This is a genomic window from Escherichia sp. WS3063 (genome assembly GCF_046486595.1).
In the GTDB taxonomy this organism is placed as follows: domain Bacteria; phylum Pseudomonadota; class Gammaproteobacteria; order Enterobacterales; family Enterobacteriaceae; genus Escherichia; species Escherichia coli.
Genome location: NZ_JBJQKY010000033.1, coordinates 1 through 20,003, shown reverse-complemented (window position 1 = coordinate 20,003; position 20,003 = coordinate 1). Strand labels below are relative to the sequence as shown.

The following is a 20,003-nucleotide window of genomic DNA, read 5'->3' as shown; positions in this document are numbered from 1 at the left end:
CTTGATGATGAGGTTTTTATTTAAGGTATGGTTTTGTGTTTTTTCTGTATTACATGTCAGGTATTTTAAAGAATCATTTTTCAGATGGTGGAAAGAACCATGGCATTTAAACACTATGATGTTGTCAGGGCGGCGTCGCCGTCAGATCTTGCGGAAAAGCTGACACATAAACTGAAAGAGGGCTGGCAGCCGTTTGGTAGTCCGGTGGCCATAACCCCTTATACCCTGATGCAGGCGATTGCAGCAGAAGGTGATGTGGTCGTCAGTGGTGCAACTGAGCCGGAGTGGTACTACGTCATCGTACTGGCCGGGCAATCCAATGCCATGGCTTACGGTGAAGGGCTTCCGCTTCCGGATTCATACGATGCGCCCCATCCGCGCATTAAGCAACTGGCCCGTCGTAACACAGTGACTCCCGGTGGTGAAGTATGCGTATTTAACGACATCATTCCTGCTGACCATTGTCTGCATGATGTTCAGGATATGAGTACGATTAACCATCCCCGGGCTGACCTGAGCAAAGGGCAGTACGGCTGTGTCGGACAGGGCTTACATATTGCCAAAAAACTGCTTCCGTATATCCCTAATAATGCGGGGATCCTGCTGGTACCATGCTGTCGTGGTGGTTCGGCATTCACCCAGGGCACGGAGGGGACATTCAGCGAGTCCACGGGAGCCAGTCAGGATTCGGCTCGCTGGGGAGTGGGTAAGCCGTTATATCAGGATCTGCTTTTCCGCACGAAGGCAGCATTGCAGAAAAACCCGAAAAACGTTTTGCTGGCGATATGCTGGATGCAGGGGGAATTCGATATGACGAATGCCAGTTACGCCCAGCAGCCAGCAGCATTTCTTGCAATGGTACAGCAGTTCCGTGCTGACCTTGCCGGGCTGGCAGCGCAGTGTCACGGTGGAAGTCCGGCATCAGTCCCCTGGATTTGTGGCGACACGACATACGCGTGGAAACAAGAACACGGTACGCAATATGAAGTGGTATATGGTGCATATAAAGGTAAAGAATCCCAGCAGATTTATTTTGTTCCCTTTATGACCGATGGTAGCGGAGTTAATACACCGACAAACAACCCGTCAGAAGATCCTGATATTGCCGGGTCTGGTTATTACGGTTCGGCATCCCGAACGAACAAAAACTGGGTATCATCAAATCGCCCGACGCATTTCAGCTCATGGGCGCGTCGTGGCATTATTCCCGATCGTATGGCAACTGCTATTCTGAACGTAGCCGGTCGCACCTTAGCCTTCATTAGTGGTAAGGCACCGGAAATCAAACCCTCGCCCGGCGGCGACACGCCATCGGGGCCGTCTGAAGATGCATCCGTACGCACAATCTCCCTGTTGCCGACAGCCGGAGATGCTGCTGCGCAGGGCTGGAGCATTAAGAATGGCGGAATTCAGTTGTCAGATGGTGTATTTAAGATCACCAAGCAGAGCAATAAAGCCTGGTCCCTGACGCGCCCGGTGGATGACGCAGTCTCCCTGCTGACACGGGGTGGCAGACTGAGCTGTAAGTTTCGACTGTCAGGCGCACTGACCAACAACCAGTTCGGTCTGGGAATTTATCTGTATACCGATGTAGCGTTACCTGACGTCGTGGCGATGACCGGGACTGGTAACCCGTTCCTGATGTCGTTCTTCACCCAGACCACAGACGGCAAACTGAATCTGATGCATCACAAGAAAGCCGGAAACACAAAGTTGGGCGAGTTCGGGAATTACAGTAACGACTGGCAGACGCTGGAGCTGGTGTTCACCGCCGGCAGTGCCACGGTTACTCCGAAACTGAATGGAGTGGCTGGCCCGGCATTCCAGGTCATAAAAGACAGTCTGACACTGGGGCTGAATGCGCTGACGCTGACGGATATTACCAAAAATGCAGCGTATGGCGTTGAGATAGAAAGTCTGGTGCTGGAGATAAATGCACCGGCATCATCATAAAAAGTGAGCCAGTCAAATGGAAGGTATCGTTAAACTCACCGGTAGTGTCAGTGGGTCGTCTGAGATGCCTGCATGAGTTATCAGAGCCATCAGTACTTAACTGGTGGCTTTTTTTATTGTTGTCAGCTTCCGGATAACGGGAGACGGGGTATGTACCAGATGGAAAAAATCACAACAGGTGTGTCATACACCACGTCAGCGGTGGGAACGGGCTACTGGTTCCTGCAGTTGCTGGACAGGGTTTCCCCGTCTCAGTGGGCGGCAATAGGCGTGCTGGGGAGTCTGCTGTTTGGGCTGCTGACATATCTGACTAACCTGTATTTCAAAATCAGAGAGGACCGTCGTAAGGCTGCACGGGGAGAGTAATTCAATGACTCAAAACTATAAACTGATTGTGAAAGGGATCCGCAATTTTGAGAATAAAGTTACGGTAACTTTAGCGTTACGGGACAAAAAACGCTTTGACGGTGAAATTTTTGACCTGGACATCTCGCTGGACCGTGTTGAAGGTGCCGCGCTGGAGTTTTATGAGGCAGCAGCCAGAAGGAGCATCAGACAGGTCTTCCTGGATGTTGCTGCCGGGTTATGTGAAGGGGATGAGCAGTCGCCGGAAAAGCGCCCCGTAATTTTAGAGGCGCAGAATGTATGGATAACCTACAAAGGAAAGCTACCGGGAAGAATTACTGGTTCTCTGAAGACTCCTCCGGAATCACAACCTTAAGTCACTGACCGGAACAGATAAACCTGTCCGTGGGCAGAAACCGATAAATCCTGATAAATATCCATGAACGCAAAAATCAGATACGGCCTGTCGGCTGCCGTTCTGGCGCTGATTGCCGCTGGTGCGCCTGCGCCTGACATTCTCGACCAGTTTCTGGATGAAAAGGAAGGTAACCACACCACGGCATACCGTGATGGCGCGGGTATCTGGACCATCTGCCGCGGTGCCATCCTGGTGGATGGCAAACCTGTCGTTCCGGGCATGAAGTTGTCGAAGGAAAAATGCGACCGGGTTAACGCCATTGAGCGTGATAAGGCGCTGGCATGGGTGGAGAAAAACATCAGAGTGCCATTGAGTGAACCCCAGAAAGCGGGGATCGCGTCATTCTGTCCGTACAACATTGGCCCCGGTAAGTGTTTTCCGTCGACGTTTTATAAACGAATTAATGCAGGTGATCGCAGGGGAGCGTGTGAGGCGATTCGCTGGTGGATTAAGGACGGTGGCAGAGACTGCCGTATTCGTTCAAACAACTGCTACGGTCAGGTATCCCGTCGTGACCAGGAGAGCGCGCTGGCGTGCTGGGGTATCGACAGATAAGCAGAATATTTTGCTGAAAAATAAGGCATGGCCACGCGGGCGGATAACATGAAATCCTGCGAAGTGGCGAAACGTAAGTGAATAAAAGTAAAAACCCCGTTTGTTGGCACCAAGCGGGGTTTTGTGTTTCCTGACTCCGGAAAAGTCAAAGGAGAAAGTGTGTTTGATTTTAGCAAACTGATTCGGGAGATTCGAGTGATGGCTGAAAAATTATCCACCTGGAAGTTCATTCTTATCTGGCTGGTGTTTGTGATTATGGCCTCCGGTTATTTCATCGGTCAGATACGCTGGTGGTGAAATGAACCGCGTACTGTGCGTGGTCATCATTGCCCTGCTGGTGGCCTGTGGTGCGCTTAGTCTGGGGCTGAATCATTACCGTGATAACGCCATTACCTACAAAGCCCAGCGCGACAAAAATGTCAGAGAACTGAAGCTGGCGAACGCGGCAATTACTGACATGCAGATGCGTCAGCGTGATGTTGCTGCGCTCGATGCAAAATACACGAAGGAGTTAGCTGATGCGAAAGCTGAAAATGATGCTCTGCGTGATGATGTTGCCGCTGGTCGTCGTCGGTTGCACATCAAAGCAGTCTGTCAGTCAGTGCGTGAAGCCACCACCGCCTCCGGCGTGGATAATGCAGCCTCCCCCCGACTGGCAGACACCGCTGAACGGGATTATTTCACCCTCAGAGCGCGACTGATAATAATGCAAAAACAACTTGAAGGGGCACAGCTATACATTCGAGAGCAATGCCTCAGATAAAAACCGGCCAAGGATAATCCGCTGAAGATTCGCCGGTGGCTAAAGTGTGCCAAGAGTTCAATTTACGCAATTACTCCTGTCGATGCTATGCACCGTCTTTGTGAAGTCAATGGATACCTGATTTATTTCTGTGCGCTGTATCGTCGCTGTACTCTTGCATTAATTATGACTGTAGCCTGACGGGGAACTCCTTCTGCACAAGTGTGGGGGAATAATCAAAAACGATGCACACCGGGGTTACCGGGTACACATATTTCATCATGCCAGCGAGTCCGGTTCTGGTACGGAAGAAACCGGACGTTATGATTTAGTGCGGAAATATTTGTGTAGTGTTCTGAATGTTCTCAGTAAAGAGTAATGAATTATCAAAGGTATAGTAATATCTTTTGTTTTCGTGGATATTTGTAATCCATCTGAAAACCCCTGCTGTAGCAAGATTTTTCCTGTATTCGTAAAATGATAACTCTCCTGATTTGAATCCTTTTAAGGTGGCTTCTATAAGGCATTTATTTTTTGAAAATCTTACATTTACAACCTTACCCTGTCCTTTTATTAAAACCGTATTATCGTTTTCAAGAACAAGATGAATATTCTCTGTGGCTAAATAGTAAATGTAATGTGAGACATTGTGACGTTTTAGTTCAGAATAAAACCAGTGATAGTTTAAATTATTTCGCACTTTATCGAATATTTGTTTAAAAATGGCAACCTGAGCCATTGTAGTACCTTCCATGTGATATGAGGGGGCGTAGTCTGCACGATTATCTAAATTGCTTCAATCTGGTCTGACCTGTTTTCTGAGCAATTCAGTAATGTCACTCTTTTCTTTGTTTGCTTCAGGCGAAACTCTTTTTTCTGAGCACAGTCTCCGGCGGCAGGCTTCAATGACCCAGGCTGAGAAATTCCCGGACCCTTTTTGAACAAGAGCGATGTTAATTTGTTCAATCATTTGGTTAGGAAAGCGGATGTTGCGGGTTGTTGTTCTGCGGGTTCTGTTCTTCGTTGACATGAGGTTGCCCTGTATTCAGTGTCGCTGATTTGTATTGTCTGAAGTTGTTTTTACGTTAGGTTGATGCAGATCAATTAATACGATACCTGCGTCATAATTGATTATTTGACGTGGTTTGATGGCCTCCACGCACGTTGTGATATGTAGATGATAATCATTATCGCTTTACGGGTCCTTTCCGGTGATCCGACAGGTTACGGGGCGGCGACCTCGCGGTTTTTCACTATTTATGAAAATTTTTCAGGGAAAATCGTGTCGGTACTTCTCGAATATAACTTTTTGTTTTTTTTAATATTACATCCGTAAAGGTCCGACATGAAAGTGTCCGAAAATGCCTTTTTCTGGCGTTTTCATGTCGGGCCTTGTATTTGATAATGGGTTGTTTTCATGAAGGTTAATAAAAAGAGGCTTGCCGAAATTTTCAACGTGGACCCGCGGACGATTGAACGCTGGCAGTCTCAGGGACTCCCTTGCGCCTCCAAAGGTAGTAAGGGCATTGAATCTGTATTTGATACTGCCATGGCAATTCAGTGGTATGCGCAGAGGGAAACTGATATCGAAAACGAAAAGCTCCGCAAAGAACTGGACGATTTGCGTGCGGCAGCGGAGTCAGATTTACAACCCGGCACCATTGACTATGAACGCTACCGGCTCACAAAAGCGCAGGCAGATGCGCAGGAACTGAAAAATGCCCGTGAAGACGGAGTAGTGCTGGAAACTGAACTGTTTACCTTCATTCTGCAACGTGTGGCACAGGAGATTTCGGGGATACTTGTGCGTGTGCCGTTGACATTACAGCGTAAATATCCGGACATTTCACCATCACACCTTGATGTGGTGAAAACTGAAATCGCGAAAGCCTCCAATGTTGCAGCTAAGGCCGGTGAAAACGTGGGCGGGTGGATCGATGATTTCAGACGCGCAGAAGGCAGCTAATGCAGCCGGTGCGATAGCTACAGGGCTTTTATCTCTCATTATTCCTGTTCCACTGACGACAGTTCAGTGGGCCAATAAACATTATTACCTTCCTAAAGAGTCGTCTTATACCCCCGGGCGGTGGGAAACACTGCCGTTTCAGGTTGGCATCATGAACTGTATGGGCAACGATCTGATTCGCACGGTTAACCTGATTAAATCTGCCCGTGTTGGTTATACAAAGATGTTGCTGGGAGTGGAGGCTTATTTTATTGAGCATAAATCACGCAACAGCCTTCTTTTTCAGCCCACGGACTCAGCTGCTGAAGATTTTATGAAATCTCATGTTGAGCCAACGATAAGGGATGTTCCTGCATTGCTGGAGCTGGCTCCATGGTTCGGAAGAAAACACCGCGATAATACGCTCACCCTGAAGCGTTTTTCCTCCGGTGTGGGGTTCTGGTGTCTGGGTGGTGCGGCAGCAAAAAACTACCGTGAAAAATCCGTGGATGTGGTCTGTTATGACGAGCTTTCCTCGTTCGAACCGGATGTTGAAAAAGAGGGTTCGCCAACCCTGCTGGGGGATAAACGTATTGAGGGCTCTGTATGGCCAAAATCCATTCGCGGCTCGACGCCTAAAATCAAAGGCTCCTGCCAGATCGAAAAAGCCGCTAACGAGTCGGCACACTTCATGCGTTTTTATGTGCCCTGTCCGCACTGTGGGGAGGAGCAGTATCTGAAATTTGGCGATGATGCCTCGCCTTTCGGTCTTAAGTGGGAGAAGAATAAACCAGAAAGTGTTTTCTACCTTTGTGAGCATCATGGCTGTGTGATCCATCAGTCTGAGCTTGACCAGAGTAACGGGCGGTGGATCTGTGAAAACACGGGCATGTGGACCCGTGACGGCCTGATGTTTTTCAGCGCCCGGTGTGATGAAATTCCGCCGCCGCGTTCCATCACTTTCCATATCTGGACGGCGTACAGTCCGTTCACCACCTGGGTACAGATTGTCTATGACTGGCTGGATGCACTGAAAGATCCCAACGGCCTGAAAACCTTTGTGAACACCACGCTGGGCGAGACCTGGGAAGAGGCCGTGGGCGAAAAACTCGATCACCAGGTACTGATGGATAAGGTTGTGCGTTACACGGCGGCGGTGCCTGCCCGGGTGGTTTATCTGACGGCGGGCATTGACTCGCAGCGAAACCGTTTCGAGATGTATGTCTGGGGATGGGCTCCGGGAGAGGAAGCCTTTCTGGTGGATAAAATCATCATTATGGGGCGTCCCGATGAGGAAGAGACGCTGTTACGTTTGGATGCGGCGATCAACAAAAAATACCGCCATGCAGACGGAACCGAAATGACTATTTCCCGTGTCTGCTGGGACATCGGGGGGATCGATGGCGAAATCGTTTATCAGAGGTCAAAAAAACACGGTGTTTTCCGGGTGCTGCCGGTAAAAGGCGCATCTGTCTATGGCAAGCCGGTGATCACCATGCCAAAAACCCGCAATCAGCGGGGCGTGTATCTGTGTGAAGTGGGGACGGACACCGCAAAAGAAATTCTCTATGCCCGTATGAAAGCCGATCCCACGCCTGTGGATGAAGCCACGTCGTATGCCATCCGTTTTCCTGATGATCCGGAGATTTTTTCGCAGACAGAGGCGCAGCAACTGGTCGCGGAAGAGCTTGTGGAGAAGTGGGAAAAAGGAAAGATGCGTCTGCTGTGGGATAACAAAAAGCGGCGTAACGAAGCGCTGGACTGCCTGGTGTATGCCTACGCGGCATTACGTGTGTCCGTGCAACGCTGGCAGCTTGATCTGGCTGTACTGGCAAAATCCCGGGAAGAAGAGACGACCCGGCCAACCCTTAAAGAACTGGCAGCGAAGCTGTCCGGAGGAGTGAATGGTTACAGTCGCTGAACTGCAGGCGCTGCGTCAGGCGCGCCTTGATTTATTAACCGGTAAACGGGTGGTGTCTGTCCAGAAAGATGGTCGCAGAATTGAATATACGGCGGCTTCTCTGGATGAGCTTAACCGGGCGATCAATGATGCGGAGTCGGTACTGGGGACAACCCGGCGTCGCCGTCGTCCGCTGGGAGTGAGGTTATGAAACGAACGCCTGTCCTGATTGATGTGAACGGCGTTCCGCTTCGTGATAGTCTCAGCTACAACGGGGGCGGTGCAGGATTTGGCGGGCAAATGGCTGAGTGGTTGCCACCGGCGCAGAGTGCCGATGCGGCCCTGCTGCCCGCGTTGCGTCTGGGGAATGCCCGGGCAGATGATCTGGTGCGCAATAACGGAATAGCGGCTAATGCGGTGGCTCTGCATAAGGATCACATTGTCGGGCATATGTTTCTGATCAGCTACCGTCCGAACTGGCGCTGGCTGGGGATGCGGGAGACCGCAGCAAAAAGCTTTGTCGATGAGGTGGAGGCGGCCTGGTCGGAATACGCCGAAGGGATGTTTGGCGAGATCGACGTGGAAGGAAAACGCACCTTCACGGAATTTATCCGTGAAGGTGTGGGCGTTCATGCGTTTAACGGCGAAATCTTTGTGCAGCCGGTCTGGGATACGGAAACCACGCAGTTATTCCGTACGCGTTTTAAAGCCGTGAGTCCGAAACGGGTGGACACGCCTGGACACGGTATGGGGAACCGTTTTCTGCGGGCCGGTGTGGAGGTCGATCGATATGGCCGTGCCGTCGCGTACCATATCTGTGAGGATGATTTTCCGTTCTCTGGTAGTGGACGATGGGAACGGATCCCGCGTGAACTTCCCACCGGGCGTCCGGCCATGCTGCATATTTTCGAGCCGGTGGAGGACGGGCAGACCCGTGGGGCTAATCAGTTTTACAGCGTCATGGAACGGCTGAAGATGCTCGATTCCCTGCAGGCAACACAGCTTCAGTCGGCCATAGTGAAGGCGATGTATGCAGCGACGATTGAAAGTGAACTTGATACCGAAAAGGCCTTTGAATATATCGCCGGCGCGCCACAGGAGCAGAAGGATAATCCGCTTATTAATATTCTGGAGAAGTTCTCCAGCTGGTATGACACGAATAACGTGACACTGGGCGGTGTCAAAATTCCGCACCTTTTCCCTGGTGATGATCTGAAACTACAGACTGCGCAGGATTCAGACAATGGATTTTCTGCGCTTGAACAGGCGCTGCTGCGGTATATCGCCGCCGGTCTTGGCGTTTCCTACGAACAGTTGTCCCGTGATTACTCGAAGGTCAGTTACTCAAGTGCCCGCGCCTCCGCCAATGAGTCGTGGCGCTATTTTATGGGGCGGCGAAAATTTATTGCGGCCCGGCTGGCCACGCAGATGTTTTCCTGCTGGCTGGAAGAGGCACTTCTTCGGGGGATTATTCGTCCGCCACGGGCACGTTTTGATTTTTATCAGGCGCGATCAGCCTGGTCACGGGCAGAGTGGATTGGTGCCGGAAGAATGGCCATTGACGGGCTCAAGGAAGTCCAGGAATCAGTGATGCGCATTGAGGCCGGACTGAGCACGTATGAGAAAGAGCTGGCGCTGATGGGCGAGGATTATCAGGACATTTTCCGCCAGCAGGTCAGGGAATCTGCTGAGCGGCAAAAAGCCGGACTCTCACGTCCGGTGTGGATAGCGCAGGCGTATCAGCAGCAGATAGCGGAGAGTCGCAGGCCGGAAGAGGAGACAACACCACGTGAGACGTAATCTTTCACACATTATTGCCGCAGCATTCAATGAACCGCTGCTTCTGGAGCCCGCCTATGCGCGGGTTTTCTTTTGCGCGCTCGGGCGCGAGATGGGGGCAGCAAGTCTTTCGGTACCACAACAGCAGGTACAGCTTGATGCTCCCGGAATGCTGGCTGAAACGGACGAGTATATGGCCGGAGGTAAACGACCGGCCCGTGTTTACCGGGTGGTGAACGGTATTGCTGTACTGCCGGTGACCGGCACGCTGGTGCACCGGCTGGGTGGTATGCGGCCATTTTCCGGAATGACAGGCTATGACGGCATTGTCGCCTGTCTTCAGCAGGCAATGGCGGATAGCCAGGTGCGGGGCGTACTGCTGGACATTGACAGTCCGGGCGGGCAGGCCGCCGGCGCGTTTGACTGCGCTGACATGATTTACCGCCTCCGTCAGCAGAAGCCGGTCTGGGCACTGTGCAATGACACGGCCTGTTCTGCAGCCATGCTGCTGGCGTCTGCCTGCTCCCGACGGCTGGTTACCCAGACATCCCGTATCGGCTCCATTGGCGTGATGATGAGCCATGTCAGCTATGCCGGTCATCTGGCGCAGGCCGGTGTGGATATCACGCTGATTTACTCAGGGGCGCACAAGGTGGATGGCAATCAGTTTGAAGCGTTGCCGGCAGAGGTTCGCCAGGACATGCAGCAGCGGATTGATGCGGCGCGCCGGATGTTTGCCGAAAAAGTGGCGATGTTTACCGGTCTGTCTGTTGATGCAGTCACGGGAACAGAGGCCGCCGTTTTTGAAGGTCAGTCCGGCATTGAGGCCGGGCTGGCGGATGAATTAATCAATGCGTCGGATGCCATCAGTGTGATGGCCACGGCGCTGAACAGTAATGTCAGAGGAGGCACTATGCCGCAATTAACTGCAACGGAAGCCGCCGTGCAGGAGAACCAGCGAGTGATGGGGATCCTGACATGCCAGGAAGCGAAAGGACGTGAACAGCTTGCCACGATGCTGGCAGGGCAACAGGGCATGAGCGTTGAACAGGCCCGGGCGATTCTGGCCGCGGCGGCACCGCAGCAGCCGGTGGCATCCGCGCAGAGTGAAGCCGATCGCATTATGGCGTGTGAAGAAGCGAACGGTCGTGAACAACTGGCGGCAACGCTGGCGGCGATGCCGGAGATGACGGTGGAAAAAGCCCGCCCGATCCTGGCGGCTGCACCACTGGCGGATGCCGGGCCCTCACTTCGTGATCAGATCATGGCCCTGGATGAGGCAAAAGGGGCAGAAGCGCAGGCTGAAAAACTGGCGGCCTGCCCGGGAATGACCGTGGAGAACGCCCGGGCTGTGCTGGCTGCGGGATCAGGTAAGGCCGAACCGGTCTCTGCATCCACAACCGCCCTGTTTGAACATTTCATGGCGAATCATTCACCGGCAGCGGTGCGGGGTGGCGTGTCACAGACGTCAGCAGACGGTGATGCGGACGTGAAAATGCTCATGGCCATGCCATGAAGTCAGTGCTGACCATCAATATGAGGTTTTAACAAAATGGTGACGAAAACCATCACTGAACAGCGTGCGGAAGTACGTATTTTTGCCGGTAATGATCCGGCTCATACCGCCACAGGCAGCAGCGGGATTTCTTCTGCAACACCGGCTCTGACGCCCCTGATGCTGGATGAAGCCACCGGGAAACTGGTGGTCTGGGATGGACAGAAAGCCGGTAGTGCGGTTGGCATACTGGTACTGCCGCTTGAAGGCACAGAGACGGTGCTGACCTATTACAAGTCGGGGACCTTTGCGACGGAGGCAATCCGCTGGCCTGACAGTGTGGATGAACACAAAAAGGCAAATGCCTTTGCCGGCACAGCCCTGAGTCACGCGGCTCTGCCGTAACACGTTATCAGGCCACCATGGTGGCCTGACTGATTTCTGAATGAAAGGAACTGATTTATGGGATTGTTTACGACCCGCCAGTTACTCGGTTATACCGAACAAAAAGTTAAATTCCGTGCGCTATTTCTGGAGCTGTTTTTCCGCCGTACGGTGAATTTCCACACCGAAGAGGTGATGCTGGACAAAATTACCGGAAAAACGCCGGTGGCGGCCTATGTCTCCCCGATCGTTGAAGGAAAAGTGCTGCGCCATCGTGGTGGTGAAACCCGCGTGTTGCGTCCGGGCTACGTCAAGCCGAAACACGAATTTAATTACCAGCAGGCGGTTGAGCGCCTTCCCGGTGAAGATCCGGCTCAGCTGAACGACCCGGCCTACCGTCGTCTGCGTATCATTACCGATAACCTCAAACAGGAAGAGCACGCTATTGTCCAGGTGGAAGAAATGCAGGCGGTGAATGCCGTGCTGTATGGCAAATACACCATGGAAGGGGAACAGTTTGACACGGTCGAGGTGGATTTCGGACGCTCTGAAGGAAATAACATTGAGCAGGCCGACGGTAAAAAATGGTCTGAGCAGGACCGTGATACGTTTGATCCGACGCATGATATTGACCTTTACTGCGATCAGGCCAGCGGTCTTGTGAATATTGCCATTATGGACGGTACGGTCTGGCGTCTGCTGAATGGCTTTAAGCTGTTCCGCGAAAAACTGGATACCCGTCGCGGCTCAAATTCACAACTCGAAACGGCAGTGAAAGACCTGGGGGCGGTGGTGTCTTTCAAAGGGTATTACGGTGATCTGGCCATTGTGGTGGCGAAAACGTCTTATGTGGCAGACGACGGTACCGAAAAACGTTATCTGCCGGAGGGCACACTGGTCCTGGGGAATACGGCAGCAGAGGGCATTCGTTGCTATGGTGCCATTCAGGATGCGCAGGCGTTGTCCGAAGGTGTGGTGGCCTCTTCCCGTTATCCGAAACACTGGCTGACTGTGGGCGATCCGGCCCGTGAATTCACCATGACGCAGTCCGCACCGCTGATGGTGCTGCCGGATCCGGATGAGTTTGTGGTGGTGCAGGTGAAATAATCCGTGAGCGGGGGCGAAATGCCCCCGTGTCTTTTTTCACAGGAGGCTGAGATGGCAACAAAAGAAGAAAATCTGAATCGTCTTCGTCAACTGGCTGGCCTGCTGGGGCGCGAGGCGGATATGTCGGGGAGTGCTGCGGATATTGCTCAACGTGTGTCTGAGTGGGAAGAGGAGCTTGCTGTTTCCCCGGAGGGCATTATGCACTCTGATGAGAGCGGGGCTGATCAAAATCACACAGACGATGGTGAGCAGTTGAACAACACGGATGCTCCGGATGATGTTAAAGCCGTCCGGGTACGGAAGTGCCTGCAAGTAATGGGGTATTGCCCGGAGACAGGTCGTCCCGTTGAGCTGGCGTTACGGGGTATGCGTGTTCTGGTGCCATCATCACTGGCAACGGCCATGATACAGCACGGAACGGCTGAATATGCGTGATTTTCAGAATGCCTTTGATGCTGCCCTTGCCGGGGTGGACAGTACGATCGTTGAAGTGATGGGGATCCGTGCGCAGTTCACCTCCGGAGCACAACGTGGCGGCGAAGTTCAGGGGGTTTTTGACGATCCGGAGTCGCTGGGTTTTGCCGGTGGCGGGGTCCGTATTGAAGGAAGCAGCCCGTCATTATTTGTGCGGACGGATACGGTGCGTGCCGTGCGGCGTGGTGACACGCTGACCATTAACGGCGAGATGTTCTGGGTGGATCGTGTTTCTCCGGATGACGGGGGAAGCTGTTATCTCTGGCTCAACCGTGGGCAACCACCCGCTGTTAACCGGCGACGATAAACGCAGGGTGAAATTATGGCGATAAAAGGGCTTGATCAGGCGATTGATAATCTGAGCCGGGTTCGTAAAAACGCCATTCCGGCTGCTTCTGCAATGACCATTAACCGCGTGGCCACAACGGCGATTAATCAGTCTTCGTCACAGGTTGCCCGGGAAACCAGGGTGAGACGGAAACTGGTAAAGGAACGGTCCAGACTGAAACGGGCGACGGTCAGAAATCCGAATGCCAGAATTATCGTTAACCGCGGTGATCTCCCTGTGATTAAGCTGGGGATCAGAATGCTGGGGCGTCGTCCGAACAGCATACTCAAAGCCGGTCAGCATCGTTATCAGCGGGCATTTATCCAGCGATTAAATAATGGGCGCTGGCATGTTATGCAACGTCTTCCCCAGGCCAGATATGAGGAGGGCAATGACGACAAGGGAAGGAAAAAGCGTAATCGCCTTCCCATTCAGGTGGTGAAAATCCCGATGGCGGCCCCACTGAAACAGGCATTTGATGAGAATGTTGACCGTATCCGGCGTGAACGCCTGCCCGGAGAACTGGCATCCGCGCTGAAACAACAACTGAGGATTGCGATAAAACGATGAAACACACTGATATCCGTGCTGCAGTGCTGGATGCACTCGAGCAGCATGAACACGGGGCGACGCTGTTTGATGGTCGCCCCGTTGTTTTTGACGAAGAGGATTTTCCTGCGATCGCGGTTTATCTGACGGATGCAGAGTATACCGGTGAAGAGCTGGATGCAGATACCTGGCGGGCCACACTGCATATTGAGGTGTTTTTACCGGCACAGGTACCGGATTCAGAGCTTGATCAGTGGATGGAAAGCCGGATTTATCCGGCGATGACTGCGATCCCGGCACTGGCAGGACTGATTACCACGATGGTTACGCAGGGCTATGAGTATCGTCGTGATGACGATATGGCGTTATGGAGCTCTGCGGATCTGACTTATTCCATTACATACGAGATGTGAGGACGATATGGCAACACCAAATCCCCTGGAGCCAGTAAAAGGTGCCGGTACCACTCTGTGGGTTTACAACGGCAAGGGTGATGCTTATGCAAACCCGTTGTCAGACGCTGACTGGCAGCGACTGGCTAAGGTGAAGGATCTGACGCCGGGCGAGATGACGGCAGAATCCTACGATGATAACTACCTGGATGATGAAGACGCAGACTGGACCGCGACCGGGCAGGGGCAGAAATCTGCAGGTGATACCAGTTTTACGCTGGCCTGGAAACCGGGAGAGGAAGGTCAGAAAGGGCTTATAGGCTGGTTTGAAAGCGGCGATGTCCGGGCCTATAAAATCCGTTTTCCGAATGGCACGGTGGATGTGTTTCGTGGCTGGGTCAGCAGTATCGGTAAGGCCGTGACGGCGAAAGAAGTGATCACCCGCACGGTGAAAGTCACTAACGTGGGTAAACCTTCTGTAGCGGAAGAACGCAGCAAAATTACGCCGGTCAGTGCGATTAAGGTGACGCCGACATCCGGTACGGTGGCAAAAGGGAAAACAACCACCCTGACGGTTTCTTTTGAGCCGGAAAGTGCAACCGACAAGACGTTCAGAGCGGTTTCCGCCGATCCGTCGAAAGCCACCATTAGTGTGAAAGATATGACAATTACGGTAAACGGCATGGCGACAGGTAAGGTGCAGATCCCTGTGGTGAGCGGAAATGGTCAGTTCGCCGCAGTGGCTGAAGTCACCGTTACTGAAGCGGGCGCTGCAGGGTAAACGGAGGTAATACATGTTTCTGAAAACAGAACAATTTGAATATAACGGTGTGTCTGTCACGCTTTCCGAATTGTCTGCGCTGCAGCGTATCGAGCATCTTGCCCTCCTGAAACGGCGTGCAGAACAGGCAGAATCCAGCGGCAACCTGCAGGTAAGCGTGGAAGATCTCGTCAGAACCGGCGCGTTTCTGGTGGCGATGTCCCTGTGGCATAACCATCCGCAGAAAACGGGGTCACCGTCAATGAATGAGGCCGTGATGAAGATAGAGCAGGAAGTGCTCACCACCTGGCCTGCCGATGCCATTGCCCGGGCGGAAGACGTGGTGTTGTGCCTGTCCGGGATGATCGAAGCTGTTCGTCCGGATACTGATATTACTGAAGTGGCGAAAAATAACACGCTGACTGATGATGATTTTTCTGCGGGAAAGTCTTCGACGGCGAGCTGAACTTTGCCCTCAGACTGGCGCGTGAGATGGGGAGACCCGACTGGCGCGCCATGCTTGCCGGGATGACATCCACCGAATATGCCGACTGGCACCGTTTTTACCGCACGCATTATTTTCAGGATACCCAGCTGGATATGCATTTTTCCGGGCTGACGTACGCTGTACTCAGCCTGTTTTTTTGCGATCCGGATATGCATCCCTCTGATTTCAGTCTGCTTGTCCCCCGGCATGAGGAAGAGCAGGTGGAGAGGCCGGATGAGGACAAAATGCTGATGCAGAAAGCGGCAGGACTTGCCGGAGGCGTCCGGTTCGGTGGGGACGGAGGGCGCGATATTTTATCGTCTGCGGATGTGGCGGATGTCATGGTGGATGATGCCGCATTAATGATGGCTTCAGCGGGGATTCCGGGAGGTGTGAGATATGTCCCAGCCGGTTGGTGATCTTGTTATTGACCTTAGTCTGGATGCTGTCCGTTTCGATGAGCAGATGAGCCGGGTAAGGCGTCATTTTTCAGGTCTGGATACCGACGCCAGAAAAACCGCCAGTGCTGTTGAACAGGGCCTGAGCCGCCAGGCGCTGGCTGCACAAAAAGCCGGGATTTCCGTCGGGCAGTATAAAGCGGCCATGCGAACCCTGCCCGCACAGTTTACGGATATCGCCACGCAGCTTGCCGGTGGTCAGAATCCCTGGTTGATCCTGCTGCAACAGGGCGGTCAGGTGAAGGACTCCTTCGGCGGGATGATCCCCATGTTCAGGGGGCTTGCCGGTGCGATCACCCTGCCGATGGTCGGGGTCACCTCGCTGGCGGTGGCGACAGGTGCGCTGGCGTACGCCTGGTACCAGGGCGACGCCACGCTTTCAGAATTTAATAAAACGCTGGTCCTTTCCGGCAATCAGGCCGGACTGACTGCCGATCGTATGCTGACGCTCTCAAGAGCCGGGCAGGCAGCAGGGCTGACGTTTAACCAGGCGAGAGAGTCACTGGCAGCCCTGGTGAATGCCGGTGTGCGTGGTGGTGAACAGTTTGATGCCATCAACCAGAGTGTCGCGCGTTTTGCGTCTGCATCCGGAGTGGAGGTAGATAAAGTCGCTGAAGCCTTCGGGAAGCTGACCACTGACCCGAGGTCGGGACTGATGGCGATGGCGCGCCAGTTCCGTAACGTGACGGCAGAGCAGATTGCGTATGTTGCACAACTGCAGCGTTCCGGAGACGAGGCCGGGGCCTTACAGGCGGCGAACGATATCGCCACGAAAGGCTTTGATGAGCAGACCCGTCGCCTGAAAGAAAACATGGGAACACTGGAGACCTGGGCGGATAAAACAGGGAAGGCATTCAAATCGATGTGGGATGCCATTCTGGATATCGGTCGTCCGGAATTCTCAGCGGATATGCTCGCCAGTGCACAGAAGGCATTTGATGAGGCGGATAAAAAATGGCAGTGGTACCAGAGTCGGAGCCAGCGCCGCGGTAAAACCTCCTCTTTCCGGGCCAACCTTCAGGGCGCATGGGATGACCGGGAAAATGCCCGTCTGGGTCTGGCAGCGGCAACGCTGCAGTCGGATATGGAAAAAGCCGGTGAACTGGCGGCAAGGGACAGGGCTGAGCGTGAGTCGTCACAGCTGAAGTATACCGGAGAGGCGCAGAAGGCGTATGAGCGCCTGCTGACGCCACTGGAGAAATATACCGCCCGGCAGGAAGAGCTGAATAAGGCCCTGAAAGACGGGAAAATCCTGCAGGCGGATTACAACACGCTGATGGCGTCGGCAAAAAAGGATTATGAGTCGACGCAGAAAAAGCCGTCCGGTGTGAAGGTGTCTGCCGGTGAGCGCCAGGAAGACCAGGCGCATGCAGCCCTGCTGGCGCTTGAAACTGAGCTCAGGACGCTGGAGAAGCACAGCGGTGCGAATGAAAAAATCAGCCAGCAGCGCCGTGATTTATGGAAAGCGGAAAATCAGTATGTGGTCCTGAAAGAGGCCGCCACGAAACGGCAGTTATCTGAGCAGGAAAAATCCCTGCTGGCTCATGAGAAAGAGACGCTGGAGTACAAACGCCAGCTGGCTGAGCTGGGCGACAAGATTGAACACCAGAAGCGGCTGAATGAGCTGGCACAGCAGGCGGCGCGGTTTGAACAGCAGCAAAGCGCGAAGCAGGCGGCAATCAGCGCAAAAGCCCGCGGCCTCACCGACCGTCAGGCGCAGCGGGAGTCGGAAGAGCAGCGCCTTCGTGAGGTGTACGGTGATAATCCGGCTGCGCTGGCGAAGGCCACATCGGCACTGAAGAACACCTGGTCTGCGGAGGAGCAGCTTCGTGGAAGCTGGATGGCCGGGATGAAGTCCGGCTGGGGCGAGTGGGCGGAAAGTGCGACGGACAGTTTTTCGCAGGTTAAAAACGCGGCCACGCAGACCTTTGATGGTATTGCACAGAATATGGCGGCGATGCTGACCGGCAGTGAACAGAACTGGCGCAGCTTCACCCGTTCCGTGCTGTCCATGATGACAGAAATTCTGCTTAAGCAGGCAATGGTGGGGATTGTCGGGAGTATCGGCAGCGCCATTGGCGGGGCTGTTGGTGGCGGCGCATCCGCGTCAGGCGGTACAGCCATTCAGGCCGCTGCGGCGAAATTCCATTTTGCAACCGGAGGATTTACGGGAACCGGCGGCAAATATGAGCCAGCGGGGATTGTTCATCGTGGTGAATTTGTCTTCACGAAGGAGGCAACCAGCCGGATTGGTGTCGGCAACCTGTACCGCCTGATGCGGGGCTATGCGGAAGGTGGTTATGTGGGCGGTGCCGGAAGTCCGGCGCAGATGCGGCGGGCTGAAGGCATTAATTTTAATCAGAACAATCACGTGGTGATTCAGAACGACGGTACGAATGGTCTGCCAGGTCCACAGATGATGAAGGCAGTGTATGACATGGCCCGCAAGGGTGCCCGTGATGAAATTCAGGCACAGATGCGCGATGGTGGTCTGTTCTCCGGAGGTGGATGATGAAGACCTTCCGCTGGAAAGTGAAACCCGGTATGGATGTGGCTTCGGCCCCTTCTGTAAGAAAGGTGCGCTTTGGTGATGGCTATTCCCAGCGAGCGCCTGCCGGGCTGAATGCCAACCTGAAAACGTACAGCGTGACGCTTTCTGTCCCCCGTGAGGAGGCCACGGTACTGGAGTCGTTTCTGGAAGAGCACGGGGGCTGGAAAGCCTTTCTGTGGACGCCGCCTTATGAGTGGCGGCAGATAAAGGTGACCTGCGCAAAATGGTCGTCGCGGGTCAGTATGCTGCGTGTTGAGTTCAGCGCAGAGTTTGAACAGGTGGTGAACTGATGCAGGATATCCGGCAGGAAACACTGAATGAATGCACCCGTGCGGAGCAGTCGGCCAGCGTGGTGCTCTGGGAAATCGACCTGACAGAGGTCGGTGGAGAACGTTATTTTTTCTGTAATGAGCAGAACGAAAAAGGTGAGCCGGTCACCTGGCAGGGGCGACAGTATCAGCCGTATCCCATTCAGGGGAGTGGTTTTGAACTGAATGGCAAAGGCACCAGTACGCGCCCCACGCTGACGGTTTCTAACCTGTACGGTATGGTCACCGGGATGGCGGAAGATCTGCAGAGTCTGGTCGGCGGAACGGTGGTCCGGCGTAAGGTTTACGCCCGTTTTCTGGATGCGGTGAACTTCGTCAACGGAAACAGTGACGCCGATCCGGAGCAGGAGGTGATCAGCCGCTGGCGCATCGAGCAGTGCAGCGAACTGAGCGCGGTGAGTGCCTCCTTTGTACTGTCCACGCCGACGGAAACGGATGGCGCTGTTTTTCCGGGGCGTATCATGCTGGCCAACACCTGCACCTGGACCTATCGCGGTGATGAGTGCGGTTATCACGGTCCGGCAGTCGCGGATGAATATGACCAGCCGACGTCCGATATCACGAAGGATAAATGCAGCAAATGCCTGAGCGGCTGTAAGTTTCGCAATAACGTCGGCAACTTTGGCGGCTTCCTTTCCATTAACAAACTTTCGCAGTAATCCCATGACAGAGACAGAATCAGCGATTCTGGCGCACGCCCGGCGATGTGCGCCAGCGGAGTCGTGCGGCTTCGTGGTAAGCACGCCGGAGGGGGAAAGATATTTCCCCTGCGTGAATATCTCCGGTGAGCCGGAGGATTATTTCCGGATGGCTCCGGAGGACTGGCTGCAGGCAGAAATGCAGGGTGAGATTGTGGCGCTGGTCCACAGCCACCCCGGTGGTCTGCCCTGGCTGAGTGAGGCTGACCGGCGGCTGCAGGTGCAGAGTGATTTGCCGTGGTGGCTGGTCTGCCGGGGGGCGATTCATAAGTTCCGCTGTGTGCCGCATCTCACCGGGCGGCGCTTTGAGCACGGGGTGACGGACTGTTACACGCTGTTCCGGGATGCTTATCA

The 20,003-nt window shown here is 53.7% G+C and carries 25 protein-coding genes; 23 read left to right on the top strand and 2 right to left on the bottom strand.

Translation table 11 applies throughout. The features are described from left to right. The first annotated feature begins 99 nt into the window (after positions 1-99). The 5 genes from ACJHYW_RS22325 to ACJHYW_RS22305 all read left to right on the top strand — a co-directional run bounded on the left by ACJHYW_RS22325 (position 100) and on the right by ACJHYW_RS22305 (position 4,034). Positions 100-1,953, top strand: coding sequence for an SASA family carbohydrate esterase (locus ACJHYW_RS22325; protein ID WP_033868697.1), 1,854 nt, complete (start codon positions 100-102; stop codon positions 1,951-1,953). 150 nt (positions 1,954-2,103) lie between these two features. Further along, positions 2,104-2,319 carry a class II holin family protein gene (locus ACJHYW_RS22320; protein WP_000284510.1) on the top strand — a complete coding sequence of 72 codons (216 nt, stop codon included), beginning with the start codon at positions 2,104-2,106 and terminating at the stop codon, positions 2,317-2,319. Positions 2,320-2,323: 4 nt separating this feature from the next. Then, positions 2,324-2,674, top strand: coding sequence for a YdfR family protein (locus ACJHYW_RS22315; protein ID WP_000193305.1), 351 nt, complete (start codon positions 2,324-2,326; stop codon positions 2,672-2,674). 63 nt (positions 2,675-2,737) lie between these two features. Continuing rightward, positions 2,738-3,271: a lysozyme gene (locus tag ACJHYW_RS22310; protein ID WP_000992072.1), complete on the top strand. Its 534-nt coding sequence runs from the start codon at positions 2,738-2,740 to the stop codon at positions 3,269-3,271. 298 nt (positions 3,272-3,569) lie between these two features. Next, positions 3,570-4,034, top strand: coding sequence for a lysis protein (locus ACJHYW_RS22305; RefSeq protein WP_001082537.1), 465 nt, complete (start codon positions 3,570-3,572; stop codon positions 4,032-4,034). A gap of 307 nt (positions 4,035-4,341) precedes the next feature. Here ACJHYW_RS22305 and ACJHYW_RS22300 read toward each other — a convergent pair whose 3' ends face one another. Continuing rightward, entirely contained in the window at positions 4,342-4,752 is a 411-nt protein-coding gene (locus ACJHYW_RS22300; protein WP_000079508.1) for a DUF1398 domain-containing protein, read from the bottom strand. 57 nt (positions 4,753-4,809) lie between these two features. Next, positions 4,810-5,043, bottom strand: coding sequence for a YlcI/YnfO family protein (locus tag ACJHYW_RS22295; RefSeq protein WP_001331705.1), 234 nt, complete (start codon positions 5,041-5,043; stop codon positions 4,810-4,812). A 387-nt stretch (positions 5,044-5,430) separates the two neighbouring features. Here ACJHYW_RS22295 and ACJHYW_RS22290 point away from each other — a divergent pair, with 387 nt between their 5' ends. The 18 genes from ACJHYW_RS22290 to ACJHYW_RS22205 all read left to right on the top strand — a co-directional run. After that, positions 5,431-5,979 (top strand): terminase small subunit, encoded by a 549-nt coding sequence (locus ACJHYW_RS22290; protein ID WP_000867568.1) that lies wholly within the window; start codon positions 5,431-5,433, stop codon positions 5,977-5,979. After that, entirely contained in the window at positions 5,951-7,879 is a 1,929-nt protein-coding gene (locus ACJHYW_RS22285) for a phage terminase large subunit family protein (RefSeq protein ID WP_033868701.1), read from the top strand. Before ACJHYW_RS22290 ends, ACJHYW_RS22285 begins: the two co-directional genes overlap by 29 nt. After that, a complete protein-coding gene (locus tag ACJHYW_RS22280; protein WP_000259002.1) occupies positions 7,863-8,069 on the top strand; it encodes a phage head-tail joining protein in 207 nt (68 codons plus the stop codon). Before ACJHYW_RS22285 ends, ACJHYW_RS22280 begins: the two co-directional genes overlap by 17 nt. Next, a complete protein-coding gene (locus tag ACJHYW_RS22275) occupies positions 8,066-9,658 on the top strand; it encodes a phage portal protein (RefSeq protein WP_014639157.1) in 1,593 nt (530 codons plus the stop codon). The genes ACJHYW_RS22280 and ACJHYW_RS22275 overlap by 4 nt, the downstream gene beginning before the upstream one ends. Beyond that, positions 9,648-11,153 (top strand): S49 family peptidase, encoded by a 1,506-nt coding sequence (locus ACJHYW_RS22270; protein WP_001253990.1) that lies wholly within the window; start codon positions 9,648-9,650, stop codon positions 11,151-11,153. The genes ACJHYW_RS22275 and ACJHYW_RS22270 overlap by 11 nt, the downstream gene beginning before the upstream one ends. A 36-nt stretch (positions 11,154-11,189) precedes the next feature. Further along, positions 11,190-11,537 (top strand): head decoration protein, encoded by a 348-nt coding sequence (locus ACJHYW_RS22265; RefSeq protein WP_000256823.1) that lies wholly within the window; start codon positions 11,190-11,192, stop codon positions 11,535-11,537. Positions 11,538-11,594: 57 nt separating this feature from the next. Continuing rightward, a complete protein-coding gene (locus ACJHYW_RS22260; RefSeq protein WP_000522599.1) occupies positions 11,595-12,623 on the top strand; it encodes a major capsid protein in 1,029 nt (342 codons plus the stop codon). Between the two features lie 51 nt (positions 12,624-12,674). After that, positions 12,675-13,058, top strand: a complete 384-nt coding sequence (gpFI, locus tag ACJHYW_RS22255; protein WP_000201501.1) for a DNA-packaging protein FI — start codon at positions 12,675-12,677, stop codon at positions 13,056-13,058. Beyond that, a complete protein-coding gene (locus tag ACJHYW_RS22250; protein WP_001204533.1) occupies positions 13,051-13,404 on the top strand; it encodes a head-tail joining protein in 354 nt (117 codons plus the stop codon). Before gpFI ends, ACJHYW_RS22250 begins: the two co-directional genes overlap by 8 nt. Before the next feature lie 15 nt (positions 13,405-13,419). Beyond that, the gene (locus ACJHYW_RS22245; RefSeq protein WP_000975009.1) at positions 13,420-13,995 is read left to right on the top strand and encodes a phage tail protein; all 576 of its coding nucleotides are present in this window, start codon (positions 13,420-13,422) and stop codon (positions 13,993-13,995) included. Then, positions 13,992-14,387 carry a phage minor tail U family protein gene (locus ACJHYW_RS22240; protein WP_000683079.1) on the top strand — a complete coding sequence of 132 codons (396 nt, stop codon included), beginning with the start codon at positions 13,992-13,994 and terminating at the stop codon, positions 14,385-14,387. Before ACJHYW_RS22245 ends, ACJHYW_RS22240 begins: the two co-directional genes overlap by 4 nt. A 7-nt stretch (positions 14,388-14,394) precedes the next feature. Continuing rightward, positions 14,395-15,147, top strand: a complete 753-nt coding sequence (locus ACJHYW_RS22235) for a phage tail protein (RefSeq protein ID WP_000235045.1) — start codon at positions 14,395-14,397, stop codon at positions 15,145-15,147. A 13-nt stretch (positions 15,148-15,160) separates the two neighbouring features. Continuing rightward, a complete protein-coding gene (gene gpG / locus ACJHYW_RS22230) occupies positions 15,161-15,592 on the top strand; it encodes a phage tail assembly chaperone G (RefSeq protein ID WP_000479111.1) in 432 nt (143 codons plus the stop codon). 26 nt (positions 15,593-15,618) lie between these two features. Continuing rightward, positions 15,619-16,032, top strand: a complete 414-nt coding sequence (locus ACJHYW_RS22225) for a phage tail assembly protein T (protein WP_000533402.1) — start codon at positions 15,619-15,621, stop codon at positions 16,030-16,032. Continuing rightward, entirely contained in the window at positions 16,013-18,583 is a 2,571-nt protein-coding gene (locus ACJHYW_RS22220; protein WP_033868704.1) for a phage tail tape measure protein, read from the top strand. Before ACJHYW_RS22225 ends, ACJHYW_RS22220 begins: the two co-directional genes overlap by 20 nt. Continuing rightward, positions 18,583-18,912 carry a phage tail protein gene (locus ACJHYW_RS22215; RefSeq protein WP_000847345.1) on the top strand — a complete coding sequence of 110 codons (330 nt, stop codon included), beginning with the start codon at positions 18,583-18,585 and terminating at the stop codon, positions 18,910-18,912. Before ACJHYW_RS22220 ends, ACJHYW_RS22215 begins: the two co-directional genes overlap by 1 nt. Beyond that, entirely contained in the window at positions 18,912-19,610 is a 699-nt protein-coding gene (locus tag ACJHYW_RS22210) for a phage minor tail protein L (RefSeq protein ID WP_001152612.1), read from the top strand. Before ACJHYW_RS22215 ends, ACJHYW_RS22210 begins: the two co-directional genes overlap by 1 nt. Before the next feature lie 4 nt (positions 19,611-19,614). Continuing rightward, on the top strand, positions 19,615-20,003 hold a 389-nt coding region (locus tag ACJHYW_RS22205; RefSeq protein WP_410233381.1), incomplete at its 3' end, for a C40 family peptidase.